We start from the raw sequence: 26,543 nt of genomic DNA, 5'->3' as shown, positions 1-26,543 counted from the left end.
CGTTACATCGTCAGGGTTTCACCCACACCTACCAGAGCAACGGGAACGGCATCTCCGTACTGTCGGTATCCGCTGATCTGACTGTTTGGTGCGAAAACGGATCGTTTGTCTGGGCTGCGGAGGGGTTCGAGGTAAGCCACCCCGCCGACGACCCGACCGGCGCCGCCTGTCTGATCCAACGCCACTATCGAGGTCCGGTCGCCGCTGCCGAGGAGGACCGGATCCCGCCGACTCCGCGCGACTAACGGCGCGGACGACCCCATCCCTCGCCGGGGTCGTACGCGCCACGCCGGGGCGGAACGTGTCCTGGCGGGTCCCCCACGCCCGCCAGGACACGCTTCCGTTATGCAAGAAAAAGCGGCTCCCACTCCCCGCGCCACGGGAATGGGAGCCGCTGTGCTGTCCGGTCAAGCTGCTCTTATCGGCTCAACCATGGGAGCCTGGGTCAGGCGGTGGCCTTCTCGGCGCCGACCAGCCGGATGCAGACGGTCAGCCCGAGGATGGCCTCCTCCAGCTCCTCCAGGTCCGGATAGGTCGGGGCGATCCGGATCGTCCGGTCGGCCGGGTCGTTGCCGTACGGGTGGGTGGCCCCGGCGGGGGTCAGCGCGATACCCGCCTCGGCGGCCTTCCGCACGACCTCCTTGGCGCAGCCCTCCGGCACCTCCAGGCTGATGAAGTAGCCCCCGGCGGGGCTGGACCAGCCGGCCAGCCCGGTCCCGCCGAGCTCCTTGCTCAGGATGCGGTCCACCACCTCGAACTTGGGCCGGATCAGCTCGGCGTGGCGGCGCATGTGCTCGCGCAGCCCGGCCTCGTCACGGAGGAACTCCACGTGCCGGAGCTGGTTGACCTTGTCCGCGCCGATGGTGCCCTTGCCCATGAACCCGAGGAACCAGGCCACGTTGGCGGGCGAGGACCCGAAGAAGGAGACCCCGCTCCCGGCCAGCGTCACCTTCGAGGTGGAGCCGAACACGAAGACCCGGTCGGGATTTCCGGCCTCGGCGGCCAGGGTCAGCAGGTCGGCGATCTCCACCGGCTCGTCCGTCAGGTGGTGCACCGCGTACGCGTTGTCCCAGAAGATCCGGAAATCGGGCGCCGCCGTGGGCATGGCCGCCAGCCGCGCCACCGTCTCGGCGCTGTAGCAGACCCCGTCCGGGTTGCTGTACTTCGGCACGCACCAGATCCCCTTGATCCCGGGGTCGGTCGCGACCAGCCGCTCGACGGCGTCCATGTCCGGCCCCTCGGGGGTCATGGCCACCGGGATCAGCTCGATCCCGAACCGCTCGCACAGCGCGAAGTGCCGGTCATACCCGGGCACCGGGCAGAGGAACGCCACCCGCTCCTCGTCCACCCACCGCCGCGACCCGCCCACCGGCACCCCGAGCAGCGAGTAGACGATCGAGTCGTGCATGAGCGCCAGGCTGGAGTTCCCTCCGACGATCAGCTGCCCCGGCGGCACCTGCAACGCCGGACCGAACAGGGCCCGCAGCTCCGGCAGGCCCTGCAGCCCTCCGTAGTTCCGGGTGTCCGTCCCGTCCGCCGCGACGAACCTCTCCCCCGGCAGCGTCAACAGCCCCGCCGCCAGATCCAGCTGCGCGGCCGACGGCTTCCCCCGGGTCAGATCCAACGCCAGCCCCTTCTCCCGCAACGCCGCGTACTCCGCCCGAACCGCGCCCAGCTGGTCCACCGTCTTCTCCTCCACCCGTCACACCTGTTTCTCCGTTACGAAAGGATAGACGCCCCCGCCGACCGACCCTGAGACGACGGCCGTCGACCAGAAGACCTTGTCATGAGGGCGTGAGCATCCCGGCCAGCGCGCGGGCGAACATGTCGGCCGCGTCCAGCTCGTAGGCGAGGTACAGGTACGGCTCGGTGAGTTCCAGTTCGATCAGCACCGGCTCGCCGTCCGGCATGCGGACCAGGTCCACCCGGGCGTAGAGCAGGTCCTCGGCCACCTGGCCGAGCACCCGTTCTGCCAGCTCGAACTGGTCGTCGTCGGGGTCGCGCAGGGTGGCCTTGCCGTTGGCCTCGCCGAGGTCGCCGAGGCCGGGCACCAGCATGGGGTTGCGGCGCACCGCGTGGCTGAACTGACCGGCGAAGTAGTGCAGGGACAGCTCGCCCTCGTGCTCGACGGACTCCAGGTAGGGCTGGATCATGACCGTGCGCCCCTGGCTCTCCAGCTCCGCCGCGAACGCCTCGGCGCGCGCCCGGTCGGCGGTGCGGATGGTGTCCCTGGCCCCGGCGGAGATGGCGGGCTTCACCACGTACTCCGCCCAGTCGGGGAGGCCGGTGGAGCTCCAGTGGGTGGGCACGATCGGGACGCCGAGGTCGCGCAGGTAGGTCTTGTCGGTGTTCCAGGTCAGCACCGAGGCGGGGTTGAACAGCCGGGTGGCCGCCTCCGCGCGGCGCGCCCAGGCCAGGAACTCATCCCGCCGATCGACGTAGTCCCAGGCGGAACGGACCACGGCCGCGTCGAACGAGGACCAGTCCACCGCGGGGTCGTCCCAGCGCGCCGGGGCGCCCTCGATGCCGAGCCCGAGCCAGGCGGCCAGCACCGGCTCCCGCTCGTCGTCCGGGCCGTCCCAGGTCACGTACGCGACTCTCATGTCACTCCTTGTCGTACTCATTGCGCCTACATGAATACAACAGGCGGGATGGTGGTGCGCGCCGGGCCCATCCGCCAGGCCCGGCGCGCACGCGTGTGGGATATCAGTTGAAGCGGTAGTAGAGCCCGGCGCGCCCACCGTTGGTGGCGGTGACCGTGACGCCGTTGATGTTGTTGACGTTGGTCGCTCGGCTGCCGCCGATGTTGGTGGCGGCGATGTTGCCGAAGTTGTTCCCCGACTGGGCGGAGTTGCGGTTCCAGCTGCCGTTGCCGGTCCAGCTGTCGGCGTGGGCCGGGGTGGCCGCCAGGGCGGCGCCACAGGCGGCGGCGAGCACGGCACCGGTCACCATCATCTTCTTGAACATCGTCAGCTCTCCTTTGTCGATCACAAGACGCTCAGGGACGGGACCGGCTACCTGAAGATGTAGAACACGGTCACGCCGCCGCCGGAGGCGGTCGCCGCGATGCCGTTGATGTTGTTGACATTGGTGGCGCCCGCGGTGCCGAAGTTGCGGGCCACGACCCAGCCGAAGTTGTTGCCCGACTGGGCGGAGCCGGCGTTGCGGCTCCAGTTGCCGGTCCCGGTGTCCGCCTGGGCCGGTGCGGCGATCAGCGCCGCGCCACAGGCGGCGGCGAGCACGGCACCGGTCACAGCGATCTTCTTGAACATCTCGCTCCCTCTTGACTTCCAGTTGATCTGGTCGGTCAAAGCAGTAGCGAGCATATAACTGAGAGTGACTGAAGCATAGCGCTCCGTGGTCAAAATCTTGCCCGGCGTGTCGTCACGCCGGGAAGGCGGCCACCTGACCGGTGAGCGTTTCGGCCGCGGCCTGCCCGCAGACCCGCGCCGCCCCGTGCGTGGCGATGTGCGCGGCCCCCAGGTCGGTACGGCCCGGCAGGCCCATCTCCACCACGATGCCGTCCGGCCGGTCGGCCAGCATGTGCCCGAGCGCGTCCAGCTGCCAGGCGTGCCGGTGCGCGTCCCGTACCACGACCACCAGCGGCCGGTCCGCCGCCTGGGCCAGCACGTCGGCGGGGAGGCCGTCGGCCAGGTCCTGCTCGTGCAGCCGGGTCACCGTGGTCCCGGGCAGCAGCTTGCCCAGCGGCTCCCCCACCCCCCACGGCATGCCCTTGTCGATGGCCAGGTTGGTCTCCGGCGCCAGCTCCACCACGTGCGGGGCGACCACGATGGGCAGCGAGCGCCCGTCGTCGTGGCTGATCCGGACGGCCCGCCGGGCCGCCGCCAGGCCGACCGGCTCCCGGGCCGCGGACGGCGCCCGCTCCGGCCGCCAGGCGGCCAGCACGCGCACCCGCTCGGCCGCCTCGGCCAGCCGCTCCTCCGGCAGCCGCCCCTCGAGGACGGCGTCCACGATGGCGTCCCTGATCACCTCCACAATCGCCTCGTCGGCGTGCTCGCCGCCCACACAGATCGCGTCCGCCCCGGCGGCGATGGCCAGCGCGCTGGCCCCGCCGATGCCGTACGGCCCGGAGACGGCGGCCATCTCGATGCCGTCGGTGATGACCAGACCCTCGAAGCCGAGCTCGTCGCGGAGCAGCCCGGTGAGGATGCGCGGGCTGAGCGTGGCGGGCAGCTCCGTGTCGTACGCGGAGACCAGCAGGTGGCCGGTCATGATGGCGCGCACGCCCTCGGCGATGGCGGCCCGGAACGGCCAGAGCTCGACCTCGTGCAGTTCCTCCCGGGTGACGCCGACCACGGGCACGCTGTAGTGCGAGTCCACCGAGGTGTCGCCGTGCCCGGGGAAGTGCTTGGCGCAGGCGGCCACGCCGGCCGACTGGAGGCCGCGCACCCAGGCGGCGGTGTGCCGGGCGACCAGGTGCGGGTCGGCGCCGAACGAGCGCAGGCCGATCACCGGGTTGTCCGGGTTGGAGTTCACGTCGGCGGCCGGGGCGAAGTCGATGGTCACCCCCGCCGCGGCCAGGTCCCAGCCGACGTCCCGGGCGACCGCCTCGGTCAGCGCCTCGTCGTCAACCACGCCCAGGGCGTAGTTGCCCGGCCGGGAACTGCCCGTGCGGGCCTCCAGCCGGGTCACCTCCCCCGCCTCCTCGTCAATGCCGACGATGATGTCCGGGTTCTCCGCGCGCAGGGCCGCGGTCAGTTCGGCGAGCTGGGTGGGCGTGTCCACATTCCGGGAGAAGAGGACGACCCCTGCCAGACCGGCGGCGAGCCGACGCCGAAGCCAGTCGGGGGGCGAGGTTCCCACGAAGCCGGGGAACAGGACCGTGTCTGCCAGACGCAGCAGCTCCAGGCTTCGCGTCATGCGGCACCGCACTTGGGCATGCCCGAAATCTAATAGGAAACTTTCCTATTCGCTAGTCCTCTGACCTCCTATTTCACAGATCGGTTCGTTGTAGTTTGTTGTCCTGGACACGGAAGCCACCCGCTGTGACCACCGGGGCGCCGGTCCGGTCCACGTACGGCACCGCGCGGTAGTCCACCGTGAACTCGGTCATACTCGCCGTCACCAGCAGGTAGCCCCGGCGGCCGTCGAAGAACTTCAGGTGCGGGTTGAGCGCGAGCATGGCCGAGCCGTCGGTGCCGGGCGGGTGGCTGGTCACCGAACTGGTCACGAACTCGACCCCGTTGCCCAGCTCGGCTGCCCAGGCGTTGTGCACGTCCCCGCTGAGCACCACCAGGTCCCCCGGCACGGCCGCCAGCACCCTGGCCCGCGACTGCGGGAACCCGTCCCAGGCGTCCGAGCTGGCCGGCTCCAGCGGGAACTTCCTGGGCGCGAAGAACAGCGCCTGCGCGATCACCTTCCACCGCGCCGTGGAACTCCGCAGCCGCGAGGTCAGCCACTGCTCCTGGGTGGGGCCGAGCATGTCCCTGCCGTCCCGGTACTGCCGCGCGTCCACGATCATCAGATCCGCGACCTTCCCGTACGGCCGCCAGCGGTAGAACTGGGAGTTGTTGCCCACCGGCTTCACCCGGAGCGGCAGATGCTCGTAGTACGCCTTGAAGGCCGCGTTCCTGCGCTTCAGGAACGCCGACGGGCTGGAGCCGTCGCCCGGTAACAGGCCCGCGTAGTTGTCCTTCACCTCGTGGTCATCCGGGAGGGTGAGCCACGGGGCGGCGGCGTGCGCGGCCTGGAGGTCCTTGTCGGTCTTGTACCGGGCGTACCTGTCGCGGTACGCGCCGAGCGTCTTGCACTCGGTGGTCGACTCCAGCGGCCGGATATATCGCCCGGGGGCCGGATTGGCGGGTTTTCCGTATTCGTAGATGTAGTCCCCGAGATGCAGGATCACATCCGGGCGTTCCGCCGCCAGATGCTTCAGCGCCGTGAAGTACCCGTGCTCGTAGCGCTGGCAGGAGATCACCCCGATCCGTACCGGCTGCTCGGAAAGCGGGTCCGGCGCGGTCTTCGTGCGGCCGACCGGACTGGTGTGGCCCTCCGCCGTGAACCGGTAGAAGTACTCCGTTCCCGCCCGTAGCCCGGTGACCCTGACGTGCACGCTGTGCGCCCAGTCGGGCTGGGCCGTGGCCGTTCCCGCCTGCAGCACCGTCCGGAACGCGGCGTCCTCCGCCACCTCCCACCGCACGCTCACCGAGCGGTTGGGCATCCCCCCTGGCTTGGTCGGATGCACCGGCTCAGGGGCCAGCCGCGTCCACAGAATCACCCCATCCGGGTACGGCTCCCCCGATCCCACGCCAAGGGTGAACGGAAACTGAATTTTCGCCATCCCCGAATACTCGTGCATTCACGGTGGGCGCCGATTGCCCGATGGTGAAATTCTCAGGGAAATGTCATGCGGCCTCCAGCGCGTGCGGGCTGAAGAGCGAGTACGCCCCGCCGCCCTGGGCGCCGTTGAGCAACGGGCCGTTGTTCATCCGGGCGGAATAGCCGATGACCTTTCCTTCCAGCACCGGGACCACCACATCGTGCAGGTACCGGCCGTCCTGGGTCTCCACCGACGCGGGCCGTACCCGCTCCTGAACCAGCCAGCCCCGGTGGCCGGGGTCGCGCACCGCCCGCGACCACGTGCTCGCGTCGTACTCGCAGCCGATGAGCACGTCCTTGCCGTGGAAGCTGTAGGGGGCCTTCAGCACCAGGTGCTCCTGGCCGTCCACGAGCTCGTCCACCGCGATGCCGTCCCCGAGCTTGCGGCTGTAGGGGACCAGGGCGTCCAGGCAGTCCACGTCCATGCCGGCGAAGAGCCGGCGGAAACGCGGGTCGGACAGCACGGCCAGGCAGAGCTTGTTCTCCGCCACCCAGCGCTGGCCCAGCGGGTTGGGCACCACCAGCGAGCCTTCCATGAGGCGGGCGCAGAAGCGGTCCCACCGCCGTACCTCGTCCGGTTCCAGCGGAATGTACTTGAGGTAGCCCAGCCGGACGTCCGCCACGGCGTCGACGTCGCACGGCTCGACCTCCACGACCTGCCGTCCCCAGCCGGTCAGCTGCCTGCGTACCTGGTCGAGTTCGAACTTCGTGCTGTCGTGGGAGTGGAAGAGCGCGACACGGCGGCCGTCCCGGGAGCCGATGTGCTCCCGTCCGAACCGGAGCAGCCAGCGGGCGAACCAGTCGTCGCCCTCGAAGGGGGCGGCGTGCGGCGCCCACTCGGCGAGCGTCGCCCCGAGTTTGGAGCCCCGCCAGAACCGGTTGAGCATGCCCGAGGAGATCACGCCACCTGGGCTGCTCGGGTTGAACTCCAGGACCCTTACGGTGTCGAGCGTGCTGCCCAGCAGGTCCAGGCGGCAGTAGTCCACACGCAGCAGCTCCGGGTTGGGCTCCCTCATGATCCACCGATGCAAGGGCTCGGGAATATCCAGGAATTCCTGCAACTCCCGATCAACCGGATACTGCTGGACCAGCCGGTTCAGGCACTGGACCACGCCCTGAACCCGCTGCCGCAGCACCGGCTCGGCCGCCGGATGCAGCACCCCGAGCGCCGGCCGCACCGGAAAGGGCCGCCGCTCCTGCCCCGGCACCGCCAGCCCCATCAGCGACTCCGCCGCCACCCGCTCCCTGACCTGCCGCCACGCCTGCCCCAGCCCCAACGCCGCCGACCGCGCCCGCCCCGACGGATGCCCCAACCGCCGCTCCGGATCCACCAGCGGAAAATCCCCCCCGCTCACGGCGCCCAACCATCGCGCCAACCACACCCGCCCGGAACCGCCCAGCCACCCTTAGCCATACGCACCATCCCTCTGCGGAACATCTCGGGTGACAACGCCCAAATGAGCACATATAGGAACAGTGTAGTTACACAAAGTAATCATCAGGCACGCCCAGCACCCGCGAAGACCCCACAAATCCCCAAGAATCCCACTCACCAAAGGCCAGCCCCAAAGATCCCCCGACCCCTCCACGGCTTACATCCACGCAGCCGATCAAGCCCCACCTGGCCTGCATGGCGGCCACGCACCCCACCGCTCATGTCTTGATTCACATAAGACGTCTTATATCTGTCTAGTATCACCTACACTTCGTGTCACTTCTGGATCAAATATGAGGCCCGAGCAGATCATGGAGGCACTGTGTCCGGATTGCAGGCGGTGGAGCCTGGTCGCTCGGTTCGGCCTGCGCGATCCCTGGGCGGGCTTGCCGGGGCCACAGCGAGATTGACCGTTCGAGAATCCCGAAGATATCTTCGGTATATGCGAATGATCGGGGCGCCTGTCGTGCCGCTCTTTCGCACGGATACCCAGGCGCGAGTGCTGGCCGCGCTCTTCCTTCGCTCGGGCGAAACCTGGACGCTGGCGTCATTGGCTCGCGAACTGAACGTGTCACCGTCCACTCTTCATCCCGAAGTGCGGCGACTGGAGGAAGCCGGGCTGATCACCGCCCGGACGATCGGCAGGTCACGAGTGCTTGAAGCCGATTCGCGGCACCCGATCGCCCAGCCGCTCACCGAGATCCTGACCTACACGTACGGTCCGAACACGATCATCGCGGATGAGTTCGGCTCGATTCCCAACATCGACCTCCTACTCATCTTCGGATCCTGGGCGGCCCGCCAGAGCGGAGAACCAGGCCCCGCCCCCAACGACATCGATGTCCTGGTCGTGGGTTCCGTAGATCGATCCGCCGTATACGCGGCCGCCGACCGAAGCCAGGAGCGCATCGGGATGCCCGTCAATCCCGTCCTCGCCTCACCGAAACGCTGGGAGACCAGTTCCGACGCGCTGATCCGCCAGATCCGATCAGCTCCCACCCTTGACCTCACCCCCGCGATCAAACACCAGGAACAGAAGTGACCCGCTGGACCCGCGGCGAGGCCGATATCGAACGTATGCTCGCCGCCCGAGAACTCCAGCGGATCAAAGGCGACGCGGCTGACGGGACCGGCTGGCTGGAGAAGGCCACGGTCACCCTGGCCAGCGCGGCAGAACTTGCCAGCAACGATCCGAACTCGGCATACACCCTGGCCTACGACGCCGCGCGGTTCGCCTGCGCGGGGGTGCTTGCCCAACAGGGTCTGCGGGCCACCACGACCGGCGGCCACTACGTCGTTCAGCAGGCCATGATCCGGCAGTTCGGCAAGGCCTTCGAACCGTTCGGGACGATGCGTAGACGGAGAAATGAGCTGGAGTATCCGGAGTTTCCCGACGAGTTGGTGGAGGCGGGAGAAGCCGCCGAGGCGATCGCCTTGGCCGGGTCGGTCATTGATGCCGCTCGGCAACTCATGGGCCACCTCGGCATGTTCTGACCCGTCGGCGGACCAGGTCAGCCGGAGGAAGCTTCGAAGTTGAGTTCTGGGTGACGCGGTAGAGGTCGCCTCACTATGGCTGAAACCTGGCCGAGGTCGCCTGCGGTGCTGGGAAGGAGGGGGGTTCACTCCTTTCCACTCTCAACGTATAGCGCGCCGGGGGGCTTGCGGCAAGACCCGGGTTGTGGCGCAGAATCGTCGGCCGAGGCCAGTGCCTGCGGAAACGGGGGATGCGCAGTGCGTGTGTTGTTGTCGATGCATGGGTCACGCGGGACGTCGAACCGGGAGAGTGCCTCGTCTACCTCAGATTGGAGCTGATGACGTGAGCACTTCGACCACCAGCGCGTTCGATCTTCCCGAACATCTCTCGGCCAAGGCGGATGCGACGCTGATCGCCGGGGATGAGCGGCACTTCGCGGCGATCGGGGAGAGCCTTGAGCAGTCGATCGCCGAGTTGTCAGACCGGCTCGACGCCGAGCGCAAGTCGCCCGGTGGCAAGGGTCGGCAGGCGATGGACCGGGATATGGAGGTTCACCGGCTGACCGCTCGACTGCGGGCGCTGCGGCGCTTCGGGTTGGACCTGTGCCTCGGGCACATGGTCAGCGCGGACAACCCCGAGCCGGTGTACGTCGGACGACTCGGCCTCACGGACAAGGCGGGTCGCCGGCTGCTGCTCGACTGGCGCTCCCCCGCGGCTGAGCCGTTCTTCGGCGCGACCCACGCCAACCCGATGGGTCTGGCGAGTCGCCGCAGGTATCGCTGGACCCGCGGCCGGATCAGCGACTACTGGGACGAGGTGTTCACCCCGGACGGGCTGGCCGGGCACGCCGCGCTCGACGACCAGTCCGCCTTCATCGCCAGCCTGGGCGGCAACCGGTCAGACAGGATGCGAGACGTGCTCGGCACCATCCAGGCCGACCAGGACGCCATCATCCGCGCGGGCTCCCGCGGCGCTCTCGTCGTGGACGGCGGTCCTGGCACGGGGAAGACCGTCGTCGCGCTGCACCGCTCGGCCTACCTCCTCTACTCCGACCCTCGCCTCGGTCACCACCGGGGCGGCGTGCTGTTCGTCGGTCCGCACCAGCCCTACCTGGCCTACGTCGCCGACGTCCTCCCCAGCCTCGGCGAGGAGGGCGTGCAGACCTGCACGCTGCGGGACCTCGTCGCCGAGGGAGCCACGGCGACGATCGAGGCCGACCCGGACGTGGCCCTCCTGAAGTCGTCCGCGAACCTGGTGAACGCGATCGAGCCGGCCGTCAGGTTCTACGAGAATCCGCCTGCCAAGGGGATGACGGTCACGACCCACTGGTCCGACATCTGGCTGGACGCCGCCGACTGGGCCGAGGCGTTCGGAGCACCGGATCCCGGCACCCCGCACAACGAGGCTCGCGACCAGATCTGGGAGGAACTGCTCACGATCCTGATGGACAAGCACGAGGACGACGAGGCACCGGATCATCTGCTCCGCAGGTCGCTGCAGCAGAACAGGGAGCTGCTCACGACCTTCAACCGCGCGTGGCCGCTGATCGAAGCGGCCGACCTCGTCGGAGACCTCTGGTCGGTGCCCGCCTACCTGCGGATGTGCGCTCCCTGGCTCAGCCCTGACGAGGTACGGAAGCTGCAGCGCGCGGACGCCCAGGCCTGGACGGTGTCCGACCTGCCGCTCCTGGACGCGGCACGGCAGCGGCTCGGCGACCCGGAGGCGTCACGACGCAAGCGCCGACAGGACGCCTCTCTCGCCGCCCAACGCGAGCGCATGTCCCGGGTCATCGACGACCTGCTCCAGGCCGACGACGACGGTGAAGGCCTGGTGACGATGCTGATCGGCGAGGACATGCGGAACACGCTGGTCGATGAGACCGCACTGCCCGGCATCGCTCCGGACCTGCTCGCCGGCCCGTTCGCGCACATCGTCGTGGACGAGGCGCAGGAACTCACCGACGCGGAGTGGCAGATGTTGCTGCTGCGCTGCCCGTCCCGGAGCTTCACCATCGTCGGGGACCGTGCCCAGGCCAGGCACGGGTTCACCGAGTCGTGGCAGGAACGGCTGGAGCGGATCGGGCTCGACCGGATCAACCTGGCCTCGCTGAGCATCAACTACCGGACGCCGGAAGAGGTCATGGCGGAAGCCGAGCCGGTCATCCGGGCCGTGCTCCCGGACGCCAACGTGCCGACCTCCATCCGCAGCAACGGCGTACCCGTCGTACACGGATCTGTTTCTGATCTGGGCGCGATCCTCGACGCCTGGCTCGCCGCGCATGCCGAAGGGATCGCCTGCGTCATCGGCGATCCCACGTTCCAGGGGAAGTCCAGGGTCCGGTCGCTGACCCCGGAGCTGGCGAAGGGGCTGGAGTTCGACCTGGTCGTCCTCATCGACCCGGAGGGGTTCGGCGAGGGCATCGAAGGAGCGGTCGACCGCTATGTCGCGATGACCCGGGCGACCCAGCGGCTCGTCGTCCTCACGAGCGCCGGGTCAGCCTGAGGCGGCGTCGAAGTTGAGTTCCGAGGTGACGCGGTAGCGGTCGCCTCGGTAGATGGAGCGGGTGAACTCGACTATCCGGTTGTTCACGTCTCGGGTGGTGCGTTCGACCATCAGGGCCGGGAAGTGTTCGGGGACGTTGAGGAGGACGGCTTCGGTGTCGTCGGTGACGGTGGCCTCGATGGTCTGGACGGCGCTGCGGACGTCCACGCCGAAACGTTCGCGCAGGAAGTGGTAGAAGGAGCCGGATTCCATGTCGGTGGGGGCCAGGCCGTCGACCAGGGCCTGCGGGAGGTGCAGGCGTTCGATGGCCATGGGCTCGTCGTCGACGACCCGGAGGCGTACGACGCGGAGCACGGGGGCGGCGGGGGCCAGCTGGAGGCGGCTGGCGAGCTGGGGGCCGGCGGGGGCGGAGCCGAATTCGAGGATGCGGCTCTCCCAGTGGCCTTCGGCGGGGGGCGCGTAGAACGATCCACTGGTGGTGGCGGCCAGGGCCTGGGTGACGCGGTGCGGGCCGGTGAAGGTGCCCCGGCCGTGCTCGCGGACGAGCTGGCCGGAGCGGACCAGGTCGTCGATGGCGGCGCGCAGGGTCGGGCGGGAGACGCCCAGCTCCTTGCACAGGTCCCGCTCGGACGGGATGGCCTCACCCGGCTTCTTGTCGGCGATGTAGTCGAGCAGGAAGTCGCGCACCCGGTCGCGCTTCAGCCCGGCCCGCATGTTCAGAGTCACAGACCAGACCTTACCAGCAACTGACCAGTTGGCTCGGTTAACGGTTGATAACGGGGCTTGACGGGCCAACTGGTTAAGACCACTCTACTCCCAAGCAGGCAGATTGCTTACCAATATCTGACCACCGGGAGTACCTATGACGTCCCGATTCCTTACCGCCGTGGCGGCGCTGGCGCTGGGCGCCGGACTGGCCGCGTGCGGCTCGACCGCGGAACAATCCCCCGCTCCCTCCGGTGGGGGCGAGTCCGTCAAGCTGACCGTCTGGTTCATGCGCGACAGTCTGACCGACGGGGTCGTCAACCGCTTCAAGACCGACTTCGAGGCGACCCATCCCGGGACCACGCTGGACATCCAGATCCAGGAGTGGGACGGCATCGGCCAGAAGGTCACCAGCGCGCTGGCCAGCAACGACGCGCCCGACGTCATCGAGGTCGGGAACACCCAGGTGGCCGAGTACGCGGCCAGCGGCGGGGTGCGGGATCTCACCGACAAGGTGGCCGAGCTCGGGGGGACCGACTGGATCCCGGGGCTGGCCGAACCTGGCAAGATCGACGGGCGGCAGTACGGGATTCCCTGGTACGCCGCGAACCGGGTTGTGATCTACAACAAGTCTCTCTTCGAGAAGGCGGGTGTCAGCGCGCCGCCGAAGACCCGCGACGAGTGGGTCGAGATCACCACCAAGCTGAACAAGGACGGGACTCAGGGGATCTATCTGCCGGGGCAGAACTGGTACACGCTCGCCGGGTTCATCTGGGATGAGGGGGGCGACCTGGCGGTCAAGGAAGGGGAGCAGTGGAAGGGCGTCCTGGACACGCCGCAGGCGTTGGCCGGGATCGGCTTCTATCAGAAGCTTCAGGCGCTCGGTGAAGGGCCGCGGGACTCCGATGAGGCCAAGCCGCCGCAGGCTGACGTGTTCGCCAAGGGGGACGTGGCGCAGCTGATCTCCTCTCCCGGTGGCGCGACCGCGATCGAGAAGGCCAATCCGGAGCTGGCCGGGAAGCTCGGCTTCTTCCCGATCCCCGGCAAGACGGCCGACAAGCCCGGCGCGGTCTTCACGGGGGGCTCCGACCTGATCGTTCCGGAGGCGTCCAGGTTCCCCGATCAGGCGTACGAGGTGGTCAAGGCCCTGGCTGGAGAGAAGTTCCAGCTCGACATGGCCAAAGAGATGTCGTACGTCCCGAACAAGGCCTCCTTCGCCGGCGCGCTCAGCGGCAGTGAGGGCGCGGCGGCGATGGCCATCGGTGCCACCAACGGTCACGCCACCCCGAACTCCCCCAACTGGGCGGCCGTCGAGGCCAAGAACGTCATCAAGGAATACATGACCAAGGTCCTCACCGGCGGCGACCCCACAAAGGAAGCTACCGCCGCCTCCCAGGTCATCACCGACATCCTCAACACCAAGTCATAACCACACCCGGCCCCGCCCCTCAACCAAGGGGCGGGCCGCCAAATGGTTGCCGTGGAACTCCCACCCACCCTTCTGACCCTTCGGGTCCGGACCCGGCTCCCGCCGGGACCACTGATCACCGTCCCGCCCGCAGGGAGATCGATTGCCGTGGAACTCTGCCCCACCCGCGATCGGCCTTCGGCCGGACTCGGCGCCGCCGAGACCCCGGCTCTGCCAGGTGGGCGTATCCAGAAACCAAGCCATGACCCGATGACGATGCGTCCACCTGCCGCATGGTGGGTTGGCGATAGGCGGGGAACCAGACGCGTTCCTAGTCGGCGACGAATCGGCGGTACTCGCCGGACACGTATTCGGCCTGTCATTGCCGTGGAACTCTGGCCCACCCGTAACTCACCTGGACCCAGCTCCGCCTGACCACCAGATCCTGCGCTGAACCCATCCCGAGACCTCCGAGGGAACCCCGTGTCCGCACCCCCCGTGGCCGCCCCCCGCCGGCAGTCCCCTGCCCCGCCGGCCAACCACCCCCAACCCCGACGCCCAAGGCTCACCGGGCTCTGGCCGTACCTGCTGGTCGCGCCTACCGTGGTCGGGGCCGCCTACCTCCTGATCTACCCGCTGCTGCGCAGTGTGGTCATCTCCTTCCAGCACTTCCGGACCGGCGAGCTGATCCGTGGCGGGGCGGCCTTCGTCGGGCTGGAGAACTACCAGGAGGTTCTCGGCAGCGGCGAGTTCTGGTCGGTGGCCGGGAGGACCGTCCTGTGGACGGCCGTGAACGTCGTCCTGATCATGGTGATCTCCACCCTCGTCGCGTTGATGATCGCCCGGCTGCGGCGGCGCCTGCGGCTGGCCGTGATGAGCGGTCTGGTGCTCACCTGGGCGACGCCGGTCCTGGCGGCGACCACGATCTTCCAGTGGTTGTTCCAGTCGAGGCTGGGCGTGGTCAACTGGGTTCTGGCCACGCTCGGCTTCGAGTCCTTCCGCGAGTACACCTGGTTCGCCGACGGCGCCTCCACCTTCGTCATCCTGGTGCTGCTGGTGGTCTGGCAGTCGGTCCCGTTCGCGGCGCTGACCCTGTACGCGGGCCTCACCACGATCCCCACGGAGCTCTACGAGTCGGCCAGGATCGACGGCGCCACCGGCCGGCAGATCTTCCGGAACGTCACCTTCCCCATCCTGCGCCCGCTGTTCGGCCTGATCACCTCCCTGGAGGTGATCTGGGTGTTCAAGTGCTTCGCCCAGATCTGGGCGATCAGCCGCGGCGGCCCGGACGGCGCCACCACCACCCTCCCCGTCTACGCCTTCCAGGTCGCCCAGTCCCTGCACAAGTACGACCTGGGCGCGGCCATCTCCACGCTGACCGTGCTCATCCTGGTCGCCGCCCTGATCACCCACCTACGGCGCATGCTCCGCCACGAAGGAGAACAACTGTGAGCCCGCGCCGCCTCCCGCTCACCCTGGCCGCCCTGTCGGTCCTGGTCGTCTCGGTCTTCCCCGTCTACTGGATGGTGCTGACCGCGTTCAAGCCGACCAGGGAGATCCAGGCCGACACCCCGACGTTCTGGCCGGCCCACCCCACCCTGGAGCACTTCCACACCGCCGTCGAAGCCGACGGGTTCGGACTGTTCTGGCGCAACAGCCTGCTGGTCACGGCGAGCGCGGTGCTGGGCGCGCTGGTGGTGGCGCTGCTGGCCGCCTTCGCGGTGGCCCGGCTGCGCTGGAGGGGCCGCCGGGGCTTCATCCTGATGGTCTTCATCGCCCAGATGGCCCCCTGGGAGGCGCTGCTGATCTCGATGTTCATCATCGCCAGGGACACCGGCATGCTCGACCGGCTCTCCATGCTGAGCCTGATCTACTTCATGACCACGCTGCCGTTCACCATCGTCACCCTGCGCGGCTTCCTGGCGGCCATCCCCCCTGAGCTGGAGGAGGCCGCGATGATGGACGGCGCCGGCCGGGTGACGGCCTTCCGCCGGGTGGTCTTCCCGCTGCTCGCGCCCGGCCTGATGGCCACCTCGCTGTTCGGCTTCATCACCGCCTGGAACGAGTTCGCGTTCGCCAACGCGCTGATCATCAAGAACCAGGACGACCGCACCCTGCCAGTCTGGCTCTCCTCCTTCAGCAACGTCTTCGGCACCGACTGGGGCGCCACGATGGCCGCCGCCACCCTCTTCATGCTGCCTGTCCTGCTCATCTTCCTCGTCCTGCAGCGCCGGGTGACCTCCGGGTTCACCGCGGGCGCGATCAAGGGCTGACCCGAAGGGATCTCACACGTGATCATTCCGCGGCCGCGGGAGCTGGCCGTCCTCGGGGGCACAATCGCGTACGACCCCGACCTCGTCCGGCTCGAACCCCCAGACCCGACCCTCGGCCCCGAGGGCTACCGCCTGCGGATCGGCCCCACCGCCGTCCACCTGACCCCCGGCGGCCCCGCCGGACAGTTCTACGCCCGGCAAACCCTCGTCGCGTACGGCGAAAGACTGCCGCTCGGCGAGATCGAGGACCGCCCCAGGTTCCCCTGGCGGGGGGTCATGCTCGATGTGGCCCGCCACTTCATGCCGGTGGACTTCGTGCTCCGGATGATCGACCACCTGGCCGCGCACAAGCTCAACGTGCTCCAGCTCCACCTCACCGACGACCAGGGCTGGCGGCTGGAGATCAAGCGCCACCCCCGGCTCACCGAGGTCTCCGGCGACCACTACAGCCACGACGACATCCGGGCCATCGTCGAGTACGCGGCCGAACGTTTCGTCCGGGTGGTCCCGGAGATCGGCCTGCCTGGGCACGTCCAGGCCGCCCTGGCCGCCTACCCCCACCTGGGCAATGACCCCGCCAGGCGGCTGCCGGTCTGGGCCGAGTGGGGCATCAGCCCGCACACCCTCAACCTGGAGGAGTCCACGATCACCTTCTTCGAGGAGGTGCTGGACGAGGTGGTCGAGCTCTTCCCCGGCCCGTACGTGCACGTGGGCGGCGACGAGTGCCGCCCCGGCGAGTGGGAGGCCACCCCGCGCGCCCAGGAGCGCATCCGCGAGCTGGGCCTGTCCGGCGCGCACGCGGCCCGCGGCTGGATCACCGCCAGGATGGCCGAGCACCTGCGGCGGCACGACCGGCGGCTGGTCTACTGGTACGACACGGACGACGGCCCCTCCGGCGCCACCACGATGACCTGGCTGGACGAGGAGAGCGGCCCGCTGGCCACGCTGGAGGGCCGGGACGTGGTGCTGGCCCCGCACCGGCGTACCTACTTCGACTACCCCGTGCAGCCCGAGCCGGGCCCGTTCGCCCCCGACCGGGTGCTCACCCTGACCGGGACCTACCACTTCGACCCGCCGCCGGAGCCGCCCGGCGCCATGGGCAGGATCATCGGCGTGCAGGCCCAGCTCTGGACCGAGTACCTGCCCACCCCCGCCGACGTGGAACGGCAGACGTTCCCCCGGCTCTGCGCCTTCGCCGAGGTGGCCTGGGGCTCGCCCCGGGACTACCCGGACTTCCTCCGCAGGCTCGATCCGCATCTGGCCCGGCTGGCCGCCCAGGGCACGGTGATCGGCCCGCTCATTCCCTAGACCTCGGGGGACGCCTGTGAACCGAAAGGAAGAATGTTGTCCAGACGGAAGTGGTTAGCCGGCGGACTGATGTCCGCCCTCGCCCTGACCGGCATGATCGCGCTGCCCGCCGACGCCGCCACCTCACTCAAGATCCAGTACAAGACCAGCGCCACCGGCGCCACCGCCGACCAGGTGGAGCCCTGGTTCAACCTGGTCAACAACGGCACGACGGCCGTGGCGTTGAACACGGTCAAGATCCGCTACTACTTCAAGGCCGACTCGCCGACCCAGGAGTACCGGTTCGCCTGCTCCTGGGCGGTGCTCAGCTGCTCCACCATCACCGGCGCCTTCGGCACCATCTCGCCCGGTACGGCCACCGCCGACCGTTACCTGGAGGTGGGCTTCACCTCCGGCACGCTCGCCGCGGGCGCGCAGAGCAGCGACATGCAGTTGCGCTTCTACCGGGCGGACTGGCAGCGGGTCACCCAGAGCGACGACTACTCGTTCTCGGCCGCCCGCACCACGTACGCGGACTGGGACAAGGTGACCGTCTACCAGAACGGCACCCTGCTCTGGGGCGTGGCCCCGGCGGGAGGCAACCCCTCCCCGTCGCCCTCGCCGTCGCCGTCCCCGTCCGGATCGCCCTCCGGTCCCCCGCCGGGCGGATCCGGCGTCGTGTTCGACGACTTCAACTACGTCGACGCCAACGACAGCACGATCACCGCACACAACTGGACCATCCGCACCAACCAGGGTGGCCCCGGCATCCCCGGCGCGACCTGGCCGAAGGGGAACATCTCCTTCCCGATCATCTCCGGCACCAACAAGGCGCTGCAGCTCAAGTCGGTCACCGACGGCACCTCCGCCGGCACCCAGCAGTCCGAGGTGCTCCACCAGCGCAAGTTCCTGGAAGGCACGTACGCGGCCCGGGTCAAGTTCTCCGACGCGCCCACCAGCGGCCCGGACGGCGACCACATCGTGCAGACCTTCTTCACCATCACCCCGCTGGCCTTCGACCTCGACCCCAACTACAGCGAGCAGGACTTCGAGTACCTGCCCAACGGGGGCTGGGGCGAGCCGTCCAACATCATGTACGCCACCTCCTGGGAGACGTACCGGAACGAGCCCTGGCTGGCGGTCAACACGCACACCGAGGTCAGGGCCAGTTACGACGGCTGGCACGACCTGGTCCTTCAGGTCTCCGGCGGCCAGATCAAGTACTACATCGACGGGGCGCTGTTCGCCACGCACGGTGACATCTACTACCCCGAGACGGTGCAGTCGGTGAACTTCAACCTGTGGTTCATCAGCGGCGGCCTGCTCGGCAGTTCGACCCCGCGGACCTACGTCCAGCAGGTCGACTGGTTCTACCACTCCAAGAACGAGGTCGTCGCGCCCAGCGAGGTACTCAACCGGGTGAACGGCTACCGGGCCTCCTCGACGCGCTGGGTGGACACGGTTCCCGGCGCCTAACGGATCATCCTCGACGGCTCGCGCGTATTCGGGGCGCGCGAGCCGTCACCGGACGTTCTTCAGCGCCTCGCGCCGGGACAGACCGCTGATGCCGCGCTCGGTGACGTAGCGGACGACCTCCGCCGGATCCGTCCTGGCGTACTCGCGCAACGCCCATCCGATGGCCTTGCGCGCGAAGAAGTCGGTGTCGGACAGGCTCGGCTCGATACAGGCGTACAGCAGCCCCAGATCGGTACGGTCCTTGAACGTGTTCTGGCAGAGAATCGCGGTCCGGCGCTTCCACAGATCAGGACTGTGCGCCCACTCCAGCAAAGTGCCCTTCACCGGCTCCGGGAAGAGCCGCAGCAGCGTCCCGATCCGATGCACCGCCAGCTCGTCCACCAGGTCCCACCAGGCGCCGCTGACGATCATCTCCTCGTACATCGGCAGCGTGTAGAGCGTCTGCCACGACCGATACTGCCGGGCCCCCGTCAGCTCGATCGCCGCGTACCGCTCCTCCCGGTACTCGGCCTCCCGCCAGAGCAGCAGCGTCGCCTTACGCCAGTCCGGCGCCGCCTCCAGCCGATGCTCGGCGAAAAGCTTCTTCAGCGCCGCCCGCCTCGGCCCGGTCTGTACGCCAAGGAACGGCATCTCCGACTTCATGTACGCCCGCATGACCGGCGCCTTCACCGGATCGGCCAACTCCGCCAGCGCCCGGCGCACCGCTTCGACGAGTGCCTTGCCCTGGGTGTTCATACTTGCTGACTAACGCGGTCCCCGATACCGAGCCCGTCGAACAACACCTTGACGTAGTGCTCGGCCAGCCCCGCCGGATTCAACCGCCCTCCGGGCCGGAACCAGCGCACCGCCACCCAGATCGTGTCCCGGATCATCCGGTACGTCAGCTTGGGATCCACATCCCCCCGGAACTGCCCCGCCGCCTGGCCGCGCTTGATCTGCTCGATCCACATACGCTCGACCTCGTCCTCGGCCTTCACCAGGTAGTCGAACCGGTTGTCCGGCAACGACCGCAGATAGTTCCAGTCGTTCTGCATCACCGTGACAGCGGCCCGGTGCGGCTCCAACGTACTGAACCCGATCCGCACCATCTCCGCCAGCACGGTCCGCGCATCGCTCCCCGACTGGATCGCCACCCGATACCGGGCGACCAGATCCTCCAGAAACGTCCGCAGCACCTCATCCACGATCGACTCCTTGGAGTCGAAGTGGTGATAGAGGCTCCCCGACAGAATCCCCGCCTCCTCAGCGATCTCCCGCACCGTGGTGGCCTGAAACCCCTTCCTGGCAAAGAGCTCCGCCGCAAGCCTGACCAGATGCTCCCGCCGCTCCGAAGCGGCACTCGCACTCCCACCGGCCCGCTTCCCACCACCCGGACGCTTCACCGCAGTGGCGGCGGAGGCCTTTCGCTGACTCACGCCCCCATTATGGGCCTGACCCACCAGCCACGGCGGAGCCAGGACCGGACCCGGGGGAAGTCACCCCACCGGAACCTTCCGAACCCCCGATCAGCCCGCCGCACCAGAGGCAAGGAGCCGCGCCAAGCGATACACAGTGCTGGCCGGATTGTCAGGGACCCGGTACTCATCGCCCGATGCGCGCACTTCGCCACGTTTGATAGCCGATAGATAATTTTCGTAGGGAAAGTTGGCCGGCAAGTTCTTGCCCACCAGCCCCAGTCGCTTAAGCTTCTCCTCCAAGGCTCTCTTACCGATATGGGCACGGTGGTCCAAAAAATGCCAGAGAATCCACAGCTCAAAGCATGGATTACTGATAGCGATCCTTATTGCGAGGCGTTTTGCCTCACGTAACGCCTCACCTAGTGTTTCGTGGTCGTCAACGTCTACCACACACCACACGTGATCATACTCGCTCCCCGCCGCCACCTCTGACATCGCTGCGGCAGCACGCCGTACTACTCGCGCCGGATCCCGGCCAATGCCCTCAACGGAAAGCCTGAATATCTCTACGCCGGTGGCTCGGAGCTCCCGGGCCAACCCCCTGAAATACTGGGGCTCGGTATTCTCCCCCTCCGCCACTATAAGAATCCTAGGTTTTTCTGATCGTGTATTTCGGCGACGCCGGAGATCGCTTCCCCCGCGGCTGCGACCACTCACTGCGCATCCTCCAGAACGACGGAATGGAGCTCCTCTTGTGAGATCATCGGAATCGCTCCATAGCGACCCTGAAGGTATCTTCTTTCCACGTTGTCCGTGGGCCGTACCGGAAACTCGGACAGGGCGAACATAGCCGTGGCCCCGTCGGCCCCCTTCTCGGTGAACCAGATCTCATCCTTCGACAGCGGAGAACCGGATGTCTGGCCGAGCAGTGCCGTCTCATGTGAGGTGAAGAGTAGCTGAGCGCCTTTCCGATTCAGTTCAGGATCCTTGAACATCTCGATGAGAGCGGCCGCCAGACGTGGATGGAGGCTGGCGTCCAGCTCGTCCACGGCCAGAACCTCGCCATTGCGCAGGCAGGTCAGGGCCGGAATACTCAAAGCCAGCCAGGCGATGGTCCCACTACTCTCCATCTCCAGCGGAAGAGAGAACGTCTCCTCGGAGTCGCTGCTCGAATGGACGAACTTGATGTTCTTCTTCAGTTCGTTTACCAGCTGCTCCCTGTCGAGACTGGAGTGCGTGGCGTCATCGATGCCGTCCATCACGCGTTTCAGCATCTCGACGAGTCTGTCATCGAAATCTTCGACGTCGAGAATCATGTTCGTGATGCCCAAGTCGGCGAATCTCAGCAGGCCGACCGCCTTGGCCAGCATCTTTTCATCCTCTAAAATATTCCGTATCCACCTCAGGCGCGCCTTTCGGTTGGCCTCCGTGTACTGAGCGTACCGAATATGCCGAGAGATCCAGTGATGGATTCCCACAAGGAACTTATGATTACTGTTCGCCGCAGTGGAGAGATAGAGAGCCGTAGGGCGCAGGAGGCGCGCGATCCGCATGTTCTCGCCATCCAGCGTCCGGCCGAAGTCGATATCTGACCCCTCGAACCCGTGACGCTCGAAGAGCACCCTCTTGCGCCCTGTTGGATAGGAGTAAAGCCACTCGTTGGGAATCCCGCGAGAGTCCGACTCGAATCCGTAGGTAAATCGCACGCCCGCGAGAACGAAATCTATTTCAAACAGCGAGGTCCGCCCCCTGGATTCCCTGTCCAGCTCGAACGGAGAATGCGGAAATTGGTTCCGGTCCCCCCAGAGAGTGGCGGACTTGGCTACCGCTGCGGTGAGGAAGTCGAGAGCATCCAACACGGTGGACTTGCCGGAGGCATTTGCCCCATATATACCGGCGACGCGAGTGGTCACCGAGATCCAGTCTTCATCAACCGGCTTGGCACCGGTCAACTGACTGGTGACCAGCGATAGTTCCATGACGTCGCGGATACTCCTGTAGTTCGCGACCCGAAACCGCAACAGCATGACGCCTCCCCGCCCCTCTGGTGCAGTTTCCGGCCACCAGAGGGCGATCTTGAACGATTGCAGACTTGAACCTGCACCCTAAGTGTAGTTGCACTGCCGCTAAATGCGATCTCAACGAGTCGGGGAACTGTGTCATCGCCCAGGTCGGAGATCGCCGCGCGCAACCGCAGGCCTCCCTCCACCGGCGCCCGTGCCCGCCTACGGTGATCCCGGCGTGGGCGTGGCGGTCAGCAGGTCAGTCGGAGCCGCCGGCTGCGTCGGGTCGGCGAGGAACTGCGGCTCCGCGCACTCCAGCATCACCGCAGCGAGCAAGATGATCTTGTGGCCAAGTGTCCGACTCGCTGCCATCGACCATGCCTCCGCCACTGCCAGTCACATCATTAGTTCGCACAAACAAGCGCTTGGTGATGGCTGTGGTTCCGACATGAAATGTTCATGGGCCCATGCAGTTCGCAGGAGGCGGTGATGGACTTTTCTTGACATGAGTTGGGGTTGTGGTCAGTTTCCAGCTCGTCGCATCCCAGGGGCCGGGACGTGCTCATGGACAGGACTGCCTACGGAATCGGAGGCGATAGCGGGCTCACCTCGTCGGAGATGACCGTGCTCGGTTTGCTGGGATCGGGGTTGAGTACCGCGCGGATCGCCGCCACGCTCGGGGTCACTGTGTGTGCCGTGGAGAGTTGCAAGCGCGGCATTTATCGGAAGCTTGGGGTCGTCAGTCAGGCTCATGCGGTGGCCAGGGCGATCAAGCTGGGGTTTTTCGACAGCCAGCGGGCGACTGCGGGGGGCAGGCGTGCCTGGCCGGAGGTGGTGATCGTGCATGCGCGGCCGGGGTCTGCCGGGATCGGGTGTCGGAGACGTTGGTTAGTTGTGGGCAGGCTTTCGCGAACAGTAAAGACGGGGCCGGCGGGAGTCACTGGTTTCACGAACGAACCGGACCCGGCAGACGGCTGACCGGCTGACGGCTGGCGGGTCGCCATCGTGATCCGCGCCCTCCAAGGAAGGTGCGTCCACGGTCGGGGCTTCCGTTGATCGGAATTTGTCAGACGGGTCGGATAGGTTCCCGTTCACTGATCGACCGCTACCGGATGGAGGTCGTCCTTTGAACGCGGAAAGACCCGCGTGTGAGCAGCTCAGCGGGGCCCGGGTGCTTTCTCCCGTGCAGCCGCGCAAGCTGGCGAAAGTGCCTTTTGTCGAGATGGCGGAAGGCCGGCTGCAGGGCGTCGTGTCGAGCGGTTCCGACATCGAGCGGGTGTACGTCTCCTCGATCATCGCCGGGACGCACGGCTACAACTGCAGCACCAACAACAACCGCCCCTGCGGCGGACTGCGCGGAGCCCCGTGCAAGCACCTGTGGTCGCTCGTCGAGGAGGCCGTCCTGCAGTACGGCCTGGAGCGCGTGGCGCGCTACCTGCGCCTGGAGGGTGACAGCGCGGCGAGCCTGATGCACAACCTGAGCGGTGGGCCCGAGTCCATCCCGGCCGCCGTGGTCTTCAGCCGCTTCCTCCGGCACCTGGCCTACCTGGAGCTGCCCGACACCTCCGAGCCGATCGCCGAACTGCACTGGTTCCCCTCCCTTGGCGCGGTGAGCTGATGCTCGGAACACAGCTGACGGCGCTGCACGACGGCGCCCTGCCCGGCGTGGACGAGGCGGTCGACCTGATCGCCGGTTTCGACGACGCGCTGGTGAACGGATTCGCCCGCCTGGGTGAGGAGCGGACCGCGGCCCTCGTCGCGCTGGCCGGGGCAGTGGGTGGCACCCCACTCGGCCCGGCGGCAGCCGAGGCGGCCGAGAAGATCGGGGCAGGCTCGATCTCGGAAGAGCACCTGACGACGCTGGCCGGAGCGCGTACCGCCCTGTTCGGCGCGGTCCACGACGCGCTCCTCGACCGGCTGGACAGTGCGCTCGGCCGTACCAGAGCGGCCTGGGAGGGCGCGCAACCCCAGAGCACCGACCCCCTTGCCGGAGCATGCCGCTCCTGGCTCGCCGAGCTGGCCATCACCGGATGGCGCGGCGTCGACCACGACCTCGCCTCCGCCGCCGACCAGGCGATCCAGAACCTGCTCGCCGAGCCCCGGCTGCGGCGCCTGGCGATGCTGCTCGACGGGCTCGCCGCCGAGCTGCGGGCCTCCTCCCCGATCGGCGCCATGGCGCGGCTGCCCGCCCGTCGCTGGGCCGATCTGTGGGCGCGCGCGTCGCTCCTCACCAAGACGGGCAGCCTCGAAGCGACCGAGCGGGTCTCGGGGCGTCTGCTGCCCCTCGGCGTCGACATCCATGAGCACGGTACGGCGGCGCAGATCCAGATCCACGCGATCCTGGAGCCGCAGGGCCGCCTGGTGCGCACGAGTGTGGCCGCCGCCAAGGTCGACACGATCTCCGGCCCGTTCGTCTGGCAGTTGCTGAGCTCCTACCCCGTGCTGCTGGGCGCGCTGGCGAAGCGTCTCAGCCTGGAGATCACCGACATGCCGCTGCTGCCCGGCGGCGACCTGCTGTGGCAGGAGGGCAAGGCGAGCAGTGGCCCGTCCAGCGACCCGTTCGCCGCCGCCAGGGTCCAGCTGAGCGGGGCGAGCGCGCCGGCGGTGCCGCCGCTGGAACGCCACCCGGTCCGCATCGCCGAGCCCGTGTTCATCGAGGGCTACCGGAGTGACGGCCACACCCTCCAGCTCGACGGCGCCAGCCTGGCCTTCGACCTCGACCGGCTGCCGACGTCAGGTCCGCTGACGCCCCAGTTGCTCAAGGCGTCGACCGCGTGCATCGGGCTGATGCGCTGGGACGGCGGGCAGTGGCGGCTGCAACCGCTGGCCGTACAGGCGAATGTGAAGAAGGAACTGCTCGCCGTGCACAACGGCGACTGGGCGCAGGGACCCACTGACCAGAAGGTGCTCAAGAGCTACGCCAAGGCCGGCGATCCCGTCGCCGTGCTGAAGGAGCGGGCAGGGCGGCTGCTGAGAAAATGACCGAGACCAGACGTCAGATCCTCTACTGGCGCCTGCTGGCGCGCGTGTTCGACGCCGAGGAGCAGCCGTCGCTGGAGGCGGCGAGTGTGGCCATCGTCGAGGACCTCGGGCTGCCGCCCGCGCTGCTCGACCCCGGCGTCTCCGTGGACAACCTGGTGCAACGCTTCCCCGAACTGGGCGAGCAGTTGCGCAACCTGGACAGCGACCTGGACAGCGACCTGGACGGCGACGAGGTACGCAACGCGGCGCTGGTGTCGAAGCTGCTGCTCAACGTCTTCGCGACCGGCGGCGGCACGGTCACCGCCACGCAGCTCGCCGGGTGGAAGCAGGACGCGGGCTGGCTGACGCAGGCGCTCGGCGAACAGGCCGCGGGCGACCTCGCCGCCGTCGAAGGCGACCTCGTCAGGCGCATGCATCTGCGCGAGGTGCTCGCCGACCCGAAACTGGCCAGGCAACTCACGCCGAGTATGTCGCTCATCGAGCAGTTGCTCCGCGACAAGTCGAACCTGTCGGGGACAGCGCTGGCCAACGCCAAGGCGCTGATCCGCAGGTTCGTCGATGAGGTCGCCGAGGTGCTGCGCACGCAGGTGGAGAAGACCAGCACGGGCGTGATCGACCGATCGGTGCCGCCGAAGCGGGTCTTCCGCAACCTCGACCTCGATCGCACGATCTGGAAGAACCTCACCAACTGGAGCCCTGAGGACGAGCGGCTCTACGTGGACAGGCTCTTCTACCGGCAGACGGCCAAGCGCACCACCCCGGCCAAGCTGATCGTGGTCGTCGACCAGTCGGGGTCGATGGTGGACTCGATGGTCAACTGCACGATCCTCGCCTCGATCTTCGCCGGCCTCCCCAAGGTGGACGTGCACCTGATCGCCTACGACACGCGCGCGATCGACCTGACCCCCTGGGTGAACGACCCGTTCGAAGTGCTGCTGCGGACGAATCTCGGCGGCGGCAACGACGGTCCCGTCGCCATGGCCATGGCTCGGCCGAAGATCACCGATCCACGCAACACCGTGATGGTGTGGATCTCCGACTTCTACGAGTTCGACCGGTCCCAGCCCCTGTTCGACGGCATCGAGTCCGTCTACCGCTCCGGGGTCAAGTTCATCCCGGTCGGCTCGGTGAACAGCTCGGGTCAGCAGAGCGTGAACCCCTGGTTCCGGCAGAAGTTCAAAGCCCTTGGCACTCCGGTCATCTCCGGACACATCCGCAAGCTCGTGCTCGAGCTCAAGACCTTTCTGAACACCTAGGAGACT

25 protein-coding genes are annotated in these 26,543 nt (G+C 67.8%); 12 read left to right on the top strand and 13 right to left on the bottom strand.

Features of this window, described 5'->3' with window-relative positions; translation table 11 throughout:
* Positions 1-445 precede the first annotated feature (445 nt).
* The 7 genes from KIP79_RS19930 to KIP79_RS19900 form a co-directional block, all read right to left on the bottom strand.
* A complete protein-coding gene (locus KIP79_RS19930) occupies positions 446-1,699 on the bottom strand; it encodes an aspartate aminotransferase type Ic (RefSeq protein WP_214106368.1) in 1,254 nt (417 codons plus the stop codon).
* A gap of 85 nt (positions 1,700-1,784) precedes the next feature.
* Positions 1,785-2,603 carry an ATP-grasp domain-containing protein gene (locus KIP79_RS19925; RefSeq protein WP_214106367.1) on the bottom strand — a complete coding sequence of 273 codons (819 nt, stop codon included), beginning with the start codon at positions 2,601-2,603 and terminating at the stop codon, positions 1,785-1,787.
* Positions 2,604-2,706: 103 nt separating this feature from the next.
* Complete coding sequence (locus KIP79_RS19920; protein WP_214106366.1) at positions 2,707-2,967, bottom strand: hypothetical protein; 261 nt, start codon at positions 2,965-2,967, stop codon at positions 2,707-2,709.
* 47 nt (positions 2,968-3,014) lie between these two features.
* The gene (locus tag KIP79_RS19915; RefSeq protein ID WP_214106365.1) at positions 3,015-3,326 is read right to left on the bottom strand and encodes a hypothetical protein; all 312 of its coding nucleotides are present in this window, start codon (positions 3,324-3,326) and stop codon (positions 3,015-3,017) included.
* Positions 3,327-3,384: 58 nt separating this feature from the next.
* Complete coding sequence (locus KIP79_RS19910) at positions 3,385-4,881, bottom strand: glycoside hydrolase family 3 protein (protein WP_214106364.1); 1,497 nt, start codon at positions 4,879-4,881, stop codon at positions 3,385-3,387.
* 73 nt (positions 4,882-4,954) lie between these two features.
* The gene (locus KIP79_RS19905; protein ID WP_214106363.1) at positions 4,955-6,301 is read right to left on the bottom strand and encodes an alkaline phosphatase D family protein; all 1,347 of its coding nucleotides are present in this window, start codon (positions 6,299-6,301) and stop codon (positions 4,955-4,957) included.
* 64 nt (positions 6,302-6,365) lie between these two features.
* Positions 6,366-7,694 carry a hypothetical protein gene (locus tag KIP79_RS19900; RefSeq protein ID WP_214106362.1) on the bottom strand — a complete coding sequence of 443 codons (1,329 nt, stop codon included), beginning with the start codon at positions 7,692-7,694 and terminating at the stop codon, positions 6,366-6,368.
* 402 nt (positions 7,695-8,096) lie between these two features.
* Here KIP79_RS19900 and KIP79_RS19895 point away from each other — a divergent pair, with 402 nt between their 5' ends.
* The 3 genes from KIP79_RS19895 to helR all read left to right on the top strand — a co-directional run bounded on the left by KIP79_RS19895 (position 8,097) and on the right by helR (position 11,750).
* Positions 8,097-8,816, top strand: a complete 720-nt coding sequence (locus KIP79_RS19895) for a winged helix-turn-helix domain-containing protein (RefSeq protein ID WP_214106361.1) — start codon at positions 8,097-8,099, stop codon at positions 8,814-8,816.
* Positions 8,813-9,268 carry a hypothetical protein gene (locus KIP79_RS19890; RefSeq protein ID WP_214106360.1) on the top strand — a complete coding sequence of 152 codons (456 nt, stop codon included), beginning with the start codon at positions 8,813-8,815 and terminating at the stop codon, positions 9,266-9,268. Before KIP79_RS19895 ends, KIP79_RS19890 begins: the two co-directional genes overlap by 4 nt.
* 322 nt (positions 9,269-9,590) lie before the next feature.
* Positions 9,591-11,750: an RNA polymerase recycling motor ATPase HelR gene (helR, locus tag KIP79_RS19885; protein ID WP_214106359.1), complete on the top strand. Its 2,160-nt coding sequence runs from the start codon at positions 9,591-9,593 to the stop codon at positions 11,748-11,750.
* Here helR and KIP79_RS19880 read toward each other — a convergent pair.
* Positions 11,742-12,476 (bottom strand): GntR family transcriptional regulator, encoded by a 735-nt coding sequence (locus KIP79_RS19880; protein ID WP_308169797.1) that lies wholly within the window; start codon positions 12,474-12,476, stop codon positions 11,742-11,744. The two genes, helR and KIP79_RS19880, sit on opposite strands and share 9 nt — an antisense overlap.
* Positions 12,477-12,612: 136 nt before the next feature.
* Here KIP79_RS19880 and KIP79_RS19875 point away from each other — a divergent pair, with 136 nt between their 5' ends.
* The 5 genes from KIP79_RS19875 (at position 12,613) to KIP79_RS19855 (ending at position 18,899) form a co-directional block, all read left to right on the top strand.
* Entirely contained in the window at positions 12,613-13,884 is a 1,272-nt protein-coding gene (locus tag KIP79_RS19875; protein WP_214106358.1) for an extracellular solute-binding protein, read from the top strand.
* A gap of 462 nt (positions 13,885-14,346) precedes the next feature.
* On the top strand, positions 14,347-15,315 hold the full coding sequence (locus tag KIP79_RS49525) for a carbohydrate ABC transporter permease (RefSeq protein ID WP_214106357.1): 969 nt from the start codon (positions 14,347-14,349) through the stop codon (positions 15,313-15,315).
* On the top strand, positions 15,312-16,136 hold the full coding sequence (locus tag KIP79_RS19865; RefSeq protein WP_214106356.1) for a carbohydrate ABC transporter permease: 825 nt from the start codon (positions 15,312-15,314) through the stop codon (positions 16,134-16,136). The genes KIP79_RS49525 and KIP79_RS19865 overlap by 4 nt, the downstream gene beginning before the upstream one ends.
* A gap of 18 nt (positions 16,137-16,154) precedes the next feature.
* A complete protein-coding gene (locus KIP79_RS19860; protein WP_214106355.1) occupies positions 16,155-17,444 on the top strand; it encodes a beta-N-acetylhexosaminidase in 1,290 nt (429 codons plus the stop codon).
* Between the two features lie 69 nt (positions 17,445-17,513).
* Positions 17,514-18,899 carry a cellulose binding domain-containing protein gene (locus tag KIP79_RS19855; protein ID WP_250213508.1) on the top strand — a complete coding sequence of 462 codons (1,386 nt, stop codon included), beginning with the start codon at positions 17,514-17,516 and terminating at the stop codon, positions 18,897-18,899.
* A gap of 45 nt (positions 18,900-18,944) precedes the next feature.
* Here the strand turns inward: KIP79_RS19855 and KIP79_RS19850 are convergent, their stop codons facing one another.
* The 5 genes from KIP79_RS19850 to KIP79_RS19830 form a co-directional block, all read right to left on the bottom strand.
* Complete coding sequence (locus tag KIP79_RS19850) at positions 18,945-19,634, bottom strand: DNA alkylation repair protein (RefSeq protein WP_214106353.1); 690 nt, start codon at positions 19,632-19,634, stop codon at positions 18,945-18,947.
* Positions 19,631-20,314 carry a TetR/AcrR family transcriptional regulator gene (locus tag KIP79_RS19845; protein WP_214106352.1) on the bottom strand — a complete coding sequence of 228 codons (684 nt, stop codon included), beginning with the start codon at positions 20,312-20,314 and terminating at the stop codon, positions 19,631-19,633. The genes KIP79_RS19850 and KIP79_RS19845 overlap by 4 nt, the downstream gene beginning before the upstream one ends.
* 90 nt (positions 20,315-20,404) lie before the next feature.
* Positions 20,405-20,935 carry an RloB family protein gene (locus KIP79_RS19840; RefSeq protein ID WP_214106351.1) on the bottom strand — a complete coding sequence of 177 codons (531 nt, stop codon included), beginning with the start codon at positions 20,933-20,935 and terminating at the stop codon, positions 20,405-20,407.
* A gap of 74 nt (positions 20,936-21,009) precedes the next feature.
* The gene (locus KIP79_RS19835) at positions 21,010-22,323 is read right to left on the bottom strand and encodes an AAA family ATPase (RefSeq protein WP_214106350.1); all 1,314 of its coding nucleotides are present in this window, start codon (positions 22,321-22,323) and stop codon (positions 21,010-21,012) included.
* Positions 22,324-22,521: 198 nt separating this feature from the next.
* Positions 22,522-22,671, bottom strand: coding sequence for a hypothetical protein (locus tag KIP79_RS19830; RefSeq protein WP_214106349.1), 150 nt, complete (start codon positions 22,669-22,671; stop codon positions 22,522-22,524).
* A gap of 192 nt (positions 22,672-22,863) precedes the next feature.
* Between KIP79_RS19830 and KIP79_RS50100 the strand changes: the two genes are divergently transcribed.
* The 4 genes from KIP79_RS50100 (at position 22,864) to KIP79_RS19810 (ending at position 26,537) form a co-directional block, all read left to right on the top strand.
* The gene (locus tag KIP79_RS50100) at positions 22,864-23,277 is read left to right on the top strand and encodes a helix-turn-helix transcriptional regulator (protein WP_372453617.1); all 414 of its coding nucleotides are present in this window, start codon (positions 22,864-22,866) and stop codon (positions 23,275-23,277) included.
* A 148-nt stretch (positions 23,278-23,425) separates the two neighbouring features.
* Positions 23,426-23,917, top strand: a complete 492-nt coding sequence (locus tag KIP79_RS19820) for a hypothetical protein (protein ID WP_250213507.1) — start codon at positions 23,426-23,428, stop codon at positions 23,915-23,917.
* The gene (locus tag KIP79_RS19815) at positions 23,917-25,281 is read left to right on the top strand and encodes a hypothetical protein (RefSeq protein WP_214106347.1); all 1,365 of its coding nucleotides are present in this window, start codon (positions 23,917-23,919) and stop codon (positions 25,279-25,281) included. Before KIP79_RS19820 ends, KIP79_RS19815 begins: the two co-directional genes overlap by 1 nt.
* Entirely contained in the window at positions 25,278-26,537 is a 1,260-nt protein-coding gene (locus KIP79_RS19810) for a VWA domain-containing protein (protein ID WP_214106346.1), read from the top strand. Before KIP79_RS19815 ends, KIP79_RS19810 begins: the two co-directional genes overlap by 4 nt.
* Positions 26,538-26,543 lie beyond the last annotated feature (6 nt).

Source organism: Acrocarpospora catenulata (assembly GCF_018476525.1).
Lineage (GTDB): Bacteria > Actinomycetota > Actinomycetes > Streptosporangiales > Streptosporangiaceae > Acrocarpospora > Acrocarpospora catenulata.
Note: the sequence above shows the minus strand (reverse complement) of the source record. Positions and strands in the feature narration are given on the sequence as shown.

Excerpts from the sequence above, each read along its gene's own strand:
- KIP79_RS19920 (WP_214106366.1), bottom strand. The coding sequence starts at position 2,967 with ATGTTCAAGAAGATGATGGTGACCGGTGCCGTGCTCGCCGCCGCCTGT.
- KIP79_RS19915 (WP_214106365.1), bottom strand. The coding sequence starts at position 3,326 with ATGCTCGCTACTGCTTTGACCGACCAGATCAACTGGAAGTCAAGAGGG.
- KIP79_RS19855 (WP_250213508.1), top strand. The coding sequence starts at position 17,514 with ATGTCCGCCCTCGCCCTGACCGGCATGATCGCGCTGCCCGCCGACGCC.
- KIP79_RS19925 (WP_214106367.1), bottom strand. The coding sequence starts at position 2,603 with ATGAGAGTCGCGTACGTGACCTGGGACGGCCCGGACGACGAGCGGGAG.
- KIP79_RS19810 (WP_214106346.1), top strand. The coding sequence starts at position 25,278 with ATGACCGAGACCAGACGTCAGATCCTCTACTGGCGCCTGCTGGCGCGC.
- KIP79_RS19910 (WP_214106364.1), bottom strand. The coding sequence starts at position 4,881 with ATGACGCGAAGCCTGGAGCTGCTGCGTCTGGCAGACACGGTCCTGTTC.
- KIP79_RS19875 (WP_214106358.1), top strand. The coding sequence starts at position 12,613 with ATGACGTCCCGATTCCTTACCGCCGTGGCGGCGCTGGCGCTGGGCGCC.
- KIP79_RS50100 (WP_372453617.1), top strand. The coding sequence starts at position 22,864 with ATGGACAGGACTGCCTACGGAATCGGAGGCGATAGCGGGCTCACCTCG.
- KIP79_RS19835 (WP_214106350.1), bottom strand. The coding sequence starts at position 22,323 with ATGCTGTTGCGGTTTCGGGTCGCGAACTACAGGAGTATCCGCGACGTC.
- KIP79_RS19850 (WP_214106353.1), bottom strand. The coding sequence starts at position 19,634 with ATGAACACCCAGGGCAAGGCACTCGTCGAAGCGGTGCGCCGGGCGCTG.
- KIP79_RS19905 (WP_214106363.1), bottom strand. The coding sequence starts at position 6,301 with ATGGCGAAAATTCAGTTTCCGTTCACCCTTGGCGTGGGATCGGGGGAG.
- KIP79_RS19830 (WP_214106349.1), bottom strand. The coding sequence starts at position 22,671 with ATGGCAGCGAGTCGGACACTTGGCCACAAGATCATCTTGCTCGCTGCG.
- KIP79_RS19815 (WP_214106347.1), top strand. The coding sequence starts at position 23,917 with ATGCTCGGAACACAGCTGACGGCGCTGCACGACGGCGCCCTGCCCGGC.